The sequence below is a fragment of the Variovorax sp. WDL1 genome (genome assembly GCF_001541225.1).
Classification (GTDB): Bacteria; Pseudomonadota; Gammaproteobacteria; order Burkholderiales; family Burkholderiaceae_C; genus Variovorax.
This window is the reverse complement of sequence record NZ_LMTS01000271.1, coordinates 5,085-12,515: the sequence shown is the minus strand read 5'-3', so window position 1 is coordinate 12,515 and position 7,431 is coordinate 5,085. Positions and strand designations below refer to the sequence as shown.

Below are 7,431 nucleotides of genomic sequence, written 5' to 3'. Positions count from 1 at the left end.
GGCTGCCCGCCGAGCTTGAGAACGGCGTTCATCATCTCGTCGCGGCGGATCACTGGGTGGCTTGATGGGTGACTCGTAACATTCGCCATCGCTTCAGTCCTCCTTTGCGCCGAGGACGATGTCCTTGAGTTCGACGACCTGCTTGGCGTTGAGCTGGAAGACAACCGCGAAATCATTGATCACCTGCTCGTTGATCTGGTCCAGGACGCCGGCGCGCCGGGCCTGGGCCAGCAACTTGCGCACACTGGGCCAGTCCCGTCCAAGGGCCTCAGGATTGCCGGCACCATGCACTTGCGCAATGGCCGTGTTGAGTTGCTCGATCGTGTACAGGTTGTCTTCGGCCCCGAGGTCGCAGGTCAGTCGTTCGTTCAGGATGTCGAGCAGCTTCTGCGCCGGCATGAATGCCCCGATCTTCCGGATCAGTGCAAGGTCGGCATCGTTGAAGGCCCGTGGCGGCACCGGTACCTTCTCGCCCGTGACTGCCGCGACCATGTTCGCGAAGGGCTGGGGGGCTGAGGCTTGCGCTCCGCTACTGGCCCCTGCCTCGTATTTCAGTTCCTGCGCCTCGGGATTCGTCTTGCATGACGCGCAAAGGCCTTTCGTCATGTCGTCACCGTCTTCTCGTTTGAGAGTGAACTGGCAGAGACGGCATTTCTGTCCGGCTCGGCGAACGCTGGCGTGTGAGCCCGGGCGGGGCTGGGCTCTGGTTGAGGCGAACGCCTGGGTGTGGAAGTGGTTCATCGCTCGCTTAGGTGCATGTCGCAATTCATGATGGCACCCCGACCCAGGATCGCGCTAGGGCAGACGCCTCAAGTTTTCAAGATTTGTCGACGGTCCCGCGGGTACACACTGCCGTCCAGTAGATGTGCATGCTGATGGCATGGGGCAGCGTGCGTCTCGCTGCGGCCCATCACCCCATGGCAGGCCAGTGCCGTGTCCGCATCCTGTTGCTGCCGCTGTCTTAGGCAACGCTTCCGTCTGCCACGGCCGCCTCCGGAACGTCGTCCTCGTGATCCCTTACTGCAGTCGTCGCGCTTACCAAGCGCTGCCCGGCGTCCATGTTCATCAGGATGACGCCAGACGCGGCGCGTCCGGTCTCCCGGATGTCCTTCACTGCCACCCGGTTGCTGACGCCGTTCGACGCCAGCATGATCAGGTCCTGCTCCTCGGTGACCGCCATGGCTGTGACCAGGTTCCCGGTCTTTTTGTTCGCCTTGAAAGCGATCACGCCGCCGCCTGCGCGGCCCTGGACCGGGAACTCGTCCACTGCTGTGCGCTTGCCCACGCCGTGCTCGCCGACGCACAGGAGGTGCAGTCCCTTGGAGGCACCGTGAGTAATGATCGCCGCTCCGACGATCGACTCGTCGCCGTCAAGGCGGATGCCACGAACGCCCCCTGCGGTGCGGCCCATGACTCGGGCATCGGAAGCTGTGAAACGGATTGCCTTGCCAGAGTCCGAGATCAGCATCACGTCGTCGCGATCCTTCACGGCGAAGGCCCCCACCAGCATGTCCCCGTCGTCGAGCCCGACACCCTTTACGCCGCCCTTTCGTGTGGCGCCGTCGTAATCCTCAATCGAGGTGCGCTTGACCTGGCCGCTGCGTGTCACCGTCAGGACCGTGGTCTCAGGGTCCCTTTCGGGGAGCGCCAGCACGGCTGAGATCTCCTCGTCGAGGCCGTCGATCACGTTGCGGATGTGGCGTCCCTTGGTGGTCAGCGTGCCCTCGGGAATTCGGTAGGCCTTGATGCCGTACACCTGGCCGCTCTTGGCGAACACCATCAAGCTGTCATGGCTGTGGCTCTGGCGCATGAAGCTGATGCTGTCGTCGTCGCCCACGGCCATGGCGGTCTTGCCGCGCGTGCCGCGGTTCTGGCTGCGTAGCGCGTTCGCCGGCAGCCGCTTCACGTAGCCGCCTTGCGTCATCGTGATCAGTACGTCCTCGCGGGGAATCAGGTCCTCGCGGGTGATGTCCGAGATGCCCACGCCGATCTCCGTGCGGCGGTCAGCGCCATAGCGGTTCGAGATCTCCGCCAGCTCGTCGCGAATCACGTTGCGGATCCGCTCGGGGCTCTCGATGATCTCGGTGAGGCCGGCGATCTTGGCCACGACCTCGGCATGCTCGGCGCGGATGCCTTCCAGTTCCATGCCGGTGAGCTTTTGCAGGCGCAGGTCAAGGATTGCCTGGGCCTGCAACTCGTCAACGGACAGCAGTGCCATCAGGCCGGTCTTGGCTACAGCCGGGCTCTCGGCAGCGCGGATCAGGGCGATGACCTGGTCGAGCATGCCCAAGGCGGCCATGTAGGCCTCAAGGATGTGGAGCCGAGCCAACGCCTGCTTGCGCTCGAAGACGTGGCGTGCGAGCACCACCTCTTCGCGGAAGGCAATCCAGCGCAGGATGATGTCCTTGAGGCCGAGCAGCTTCGGGCGGCCGCCGTCGAGGACCACGCAGTTGTACGAGAGGGCGACCTCGAGGTCGGTCTTCGATGCCAGGTCCGCGAACACCGCTTCCGTCGATTCGTCCTTGCGCAGGGCGATCCAGATCCGGATGCCGTCCTTGTTGGACTCGTCGCGCAGGTCGACGATGCCTTCGACCTTCTTCTCACGTACCAGCTCGGCGATTTTTCCGACCAGAACGGCCTTGTTCACCTGGTACGGCAGCTCGTCGATCACGATGGCCTTGGCGCCGCGGCCCCGGTCCTCCTCGTGCCAACGAGACCGGATCTTGATGCGGCCCGAGCCGCTCTCGACCGCCTGCGCGAAACCATCCAGACCATGCACGATCGCCGCGGTCGGAAAGTCCGGGGCTTGCAGGACGGCCACAACCTCGGCGGTGGATGCGTCCGGGCGATCGATGAGCATGAGCGTGGTGGCGCACACGGCACGCAGGCTGTGGGGCGGGATCCGCGAGGCCATGCCGACCGCGATTCCTTCGACTCCGTTCACCAGCAGGTTCGGATAGGGCGTTGTCAGAACCGTGGGCTCCTTCTCGGTCCCGTCGTAGTTCGGCGCCCACTCGATCGTTTCCTTGTGCAGATCGGTGAAGAACTCGCCGGTGAGGCGGGTCAGTCGCATCTCCGTGTACCGCATTGCCGCCGGGAAGTCCCCGTCCACAGATCCGAAGTTGCCCTGCCCATCGATCAGCATCGTCGACATCGAGAACGGCTGAGCCATCCGGACGGCTGCAAGGTAGACCGATGCGTCGCCGTGCGGGTGGTACTTGCCGATCACGTCGCCCACCGTGCGGGCAGATTTGCGGTAAGCCTTGCTGTGGCTGTTGCCGGCATCGTGCATGGCGAACAGGATTCGGCGATGCACGGGCTTCAGCCCGTCACGGACGTCGGGCAGCGCGCGGTCAGTGATGACGCTCATCGCGTAGTCGATGAAGCTTTGCTCCATCAGGGGCTGGACGAGCAGGGGTTGAACTTGGGTCATTGGGAGGGCTCTAGCGGAATTTGGTTTGGGTCGGGAGAGGCCTCACAGCCTCTCCCTGGGCTCACACGTCGATCTGGGCGTAAGTTGCGCGCTCTTCGATGAAGGCGCGGCGCGGGGGCACTTCATTGCCCATGAGCAACTCGAACACGGCGTCTTCTGCTGCGCCGACCGGCAGGGCCACGGGCTCCAGGTCCGTGCTCTCGGACGCCGGCACGTACTGCACTTGCAGCAGCGTGCGAGTGTCCGGATCCATGGTCGTGGACCAAAGTTGCTCGGCGTTCATCTCACCGAGGCCTTTGAAGCGCTGCACCTCGTAGCCCTCCCGCCCTCCGTGGGAGGCGAAGAAGGCTTCGAGCGCCGCGTCGTCGCGGATCCAGTGCGGATCGCCCTTGCCTTTGCGCACGCGGTAGAGCGGCGGCTGCGCGAGGTAGACGTGCCCCTGGGCGATCAGCTCGGGCATGTACTTGTGGATGAGCGTGAGCAGCAGCGTGACGATGTGAGCGCCGTCCACGTCCGCATCGGTCATCAGGATCAGCTTGTGATAGCGCAGCTTCGAGATATCGAAGGCGCTGGCCGCACCGCAGCCGAAGGCCTGCACGATGTTGTCGATCTCTTCGGACTTCAGGCCCTTGGCCACGTCGTCGAGACGCAGCACGTTCAGGGGCTTGCCCTTGAGGGGCAGGATCGCCTGGGTCTTGCGATCGCGGCCCTGCTTGGCAGAGCCGCCGGCGGAATCGCCCTCAACCATGTACAGCTCGCACAGGGAGGGGTCGGTCTCTTGGCAATCAGCCAGCTTGCCCGGGAGCGTACCGACGGCGAGGGGGTTCTTGCGCTCGACCTGATCGCGAGCCTTGTCGGCTGCGGCGCGGGCGCGTGCCGCGCGTTCGGCGCGCATGATCGCCGCCTTGGCCTCCTTCGGGTTCTCCTCGAAGAATTTCATGAGGAGCTGGTAGGTCACGGTGGACACCGCTCCCAGGGCCTCCGACGACGCTAGCTTCTCTTTGGTCTGACCCGAAAAGCGAGGCTCGCTCAGCCGAACTGAGATTGCCGCGACGAGTCCCTCTCGGACGTCCTCGGCAACGAACGGCTCTTTCGTGAGTTTGTTGTCGTCTGCGTACTTGTTGTACGCCCGAAGCAGGGCTGAGCGAAAGCCCGCGTCGTGACTGCCGCCATTGGGCGTGGTCACGCCATTGGCGAAGGAGACGATGGTGCTCGGGCGCTCGGCATGCACGCGGAAGGCAACCATGACCTCTACTTCGCCTTCCTTCGTGGCGATCTTCTGATGCGCGGAGAGGGGCTGGAGAACCGGAGCGTTCCGGTTGTCGGTCACGACGTCCAGGATTTCGACGAAGGATTCGGCCTTCCACTCGGACGAAACGCCCGTGCGCTCGTCGAGGTAGACGATCTGCAGGCCTGGGTTCAGGTGAGCGCGGGTCGAAAGGGAGTGGGAGATCAGGGAGTGGTCGAACGTCAGCTCGGGCTCCCCCTCCTCCGCCTTGAAGATGGTCAGGTCCGGCCAGAATCGGATCGTGGTGCCGTGGTTGCTCGAGGAACCGACGCGCCTGAGCTTCTCGACGGGGGTGCCGCCGTTCTCGAAGGCCTGGAAGAACTGGCCGCCGTCGCGCTCGATCGTCATCTCGAAGCGGGTCGACAGGGCATTCACGACCGAAGCACCGACCCCGTGCAGGCCACCACTGGTCTTGTATGCGCTCTCGCCGTCTTCGCCGCCGAACTTGCCGCCCGCGTGCAGCACGGTGACCACAACGGTCGCGGCTGCGATCTTTTCCTCGGGGTGCAGATCGACTGGGATGCCGCGACCATTGTCCTTCACGGAGACGGAGCCGTCCGCGTGCACGCGCATCTCGATGCGGTCGCAGTGGCCGCCCATGTGTTCGTCGATCGAGTTGTCGAGGATCTCCCACACCATGTGGTGGAAGCCCTTCTTCTGCGTGTCGCCGATATACATGCCAGGGCGCTTGCGCACTGCTTCCAGGCCGCGAAGGACCTTGATCTGATTGCCGTCGTAGGCGGCGGGGGTGCTCGACATCTATACCTTTCGTTTGTCACCAGGGGGTCAGCCGGACGACCTGATCAATGATCTGGTGGGTTCGTACCATAATAGCTACGCGGATTAGAAACCCGCAAGGACAGCAACGATTAAATTTAATGTCGCAAGAACAGAAAAATACGGTGGGCAGCACGCTGCGACCAGGGCTACGCGCCGCGCAAACGCAACGTTTGAGTCGCGCGCTCCGCGTCAGCTTTGCGACCGCCGCTCTTGCCGGCGTTATGAAAGCCACAGGCGGTGAGGTCGCGCCGCCGACGAGCGAGGAGGCTCAGGCGGCCTACTCCCGCTTCGCCACGGCCTTTGTCGGGCGGCTGATCTCCGCAGGCCTGCCAGCGACGCTGAGCGGCGGAAAGCTCGCGGAGATCAACGAGTTCGCCTACCGGCAGCCCTTGCGCGGATGCGATGAGCGTCAGGAGCCAGCCACCGATCCGTTCGCGCCGGCCGACGCGAAGCCCCAGCCGATCATCTTCAACTGCACCTGGGAAAACGGCGAGCGGATCAGCTTCACTCGGATCGGCAGCACCGGCACATGGACCGTGAGCAAAGACGCTGCTGCTGCTGCGAGCGCCGGCATGCTGCTTGTGGGACCCCAGCGTCAGGAGCCAGAGGTGGTGGCGATCCCGACGGTGCCGATCAAGGCGCCGGCGCCAGAGGCGCCGGCGGCACCGCCGGTGCAAGTGGCCACGACCGCCTCGCAGCCGGTCTTCGTGGGACCGAACATGCAGGCGATGCCGAGCCCCTTCGTGCCGCCTGCGCGCGCGGAGCCGGTGCGCAGCATCAGCCTGGCTCCCGCGTCGCTCGGCCCGATGCCGGCGCCTTTCAAGCCGAACTAGCCAGCGCGAGTAGCTCAGCCTTGGTGACTGCCTCGACCAGGCGCAGACCGCGGGCGCGGCGTGTCCGGATGGACTGTGAGTTCCACTACCCAGCCTACCGCGGCTTGTGAACTCTCGTGGTGGAGATACCCGTCAGCCAAACGATGCTTTGGCTTACATGGCTTAATTTGCCAAAATAAGGCTATCCGTCCATACTCAGGGCGAGGATCTCTACATGACCGACCACTCTCACCATCTCTGGCCCTGCGCCCACCCGGACGAGGTAACAGTCTTTGTCGGCGACCGGCTGGGCGCCATCAGCCGGTCGCTGAAGCGCTGCGTCGCCGTTGGCGGTAGCGCAACGATCTCGTGGTCCCCCTTTCTCCATTCCAAGGGCTCGTTCGGCGCGGGTGACGCTCTGCTCCTTAGGACCTACAGCCCCAAGGCGCATCTGCTCGAACAGCATTTACATAGCATTGACGAGACGCTGTCGCAGATGCGGAGCGACGTCGTGGCCGTGCTCGGCAAAGGAGGGTTGAGCGAGGAGTCCGTGGAGACATTGCTCAACTACTTCGAACTCAAGTTCTCTACGCAGAGGGAGGTTTCGGAGGTCCTCGCGGATGCCGAACGGGCCTTCGCTGCACGCCGAGACTCGGCAGAGTCGCTCAGCGCCGTGGAGCTGGGCGGCGTGCTGGGCGTGACGGACGAGACGGTGCGGAACCGCGAACAGGCGGGTGAACTCTTCTCCATCTTGCGCCCGGGCCGCAAGCGCGGGCGGGAGTATCCCGCCTTCCAGGCCTGGGACGGCGTCACTGGCGAGCCGCTCAGACAGGTGCTCGCAGCGCTGGGCCGCCCGAGTGGACCCGCCGCGTACGGCTTCTTTACGTCCCCGCAGGACACGCTCGCGGGCCTCACGCCGTTGGAGGCCCTCGTGGGCTTGACGGGCCGCGAGGTCGCGCCGGAGGCACAGGAGTTCCTCGGTTCCGACGCGAGCGATCGCCTCGCGGTGGTCCTGCAGGCCGCGCAAACCTACGCCTCCAGCTTGGCTGCATGAGCGCCGCGTTCGAGGGCGCGCAGCTCGACCTGGAACTGATGGACCCGGGCGGCCCGCCGCTGGT

Annotated in this window: 5 protein-coding genes; 2 read left to right on the top strand and 3 right to left on the bottom strand. The window is 64.7% G+C overall.

The window, feature by feature from the left end; translation table 11 throughout:
- Positions 1–93: 93 nt before the first annotated feature.
- The 3 genes from APY03_RS41980 to APY03_RS33155 form a co-directional block, all read right to left on the bottom strand.
- A complete protein-coding gene (locus tag APY03_RS41980) occupies positions 94–741 on the bottom strand; it encodes a hypothetical protein (protein WP_146039608.1) in 648 nt (215 codons plus the stop codon).
- A 220-nt stretch (positions 742–961) separates the two neighbouring features.
- Complete coding sequence (gyrA, locus tag APY03_RS33160; RefSeq protein ID WP_068683974.1) at positions 962–3,433, bottom strand: DNA gyrase subunit A; 2,472 nt, start codon at positions 3,431–3,433, stop codon at positions 962–964.
- A 61-nt stretch (positions 3,434–3,494) separates the two neighbouring features.
- Positions 3,495–5,480 (bottom strand): DNA gyrase/topoisomerase IV subunit B, encoded by a 1,986-nt coding sequence (locus APY03_RS33155; protein WP_068683973.1) that lies wholly within the window; start codon positions 5,478–5,480, stop codon positions 3,495–3,497.
- A 47-nt stretch (positions 5,481–5,527) separates the two neighbouring features.
- On the opposite strand from APY03_RS33155, the gene APY03_RS33150 reads away from it, so the two are divergent.
- Both APY03_RS33150 and APY03_RS33145 read left to right on the top strand, forming a co-directional pair.
- A complete protein-coding gene (locus APY03_RS33150) occupies positions 5,528–6,334 on the top strand; it encodes a hypothetical protein (protein WP_180988661.1) in 807 nt (268 codons plus the stop codon).
- Between the two features lie 214 nt (positions 6,335–6,548).
- Positions 6,549–7,367: a hypothetical protein gene (locus tag APY03_RS33145; protein WP_068683971.1), complete on the top strand. Its 819-nt coding sequence runs from the start codon at positions 6,549–6,551 to the stop codon at positions 7,365–7,367.
- Positions 7,368–7,431: the final 64 nt, after the last annotated feature.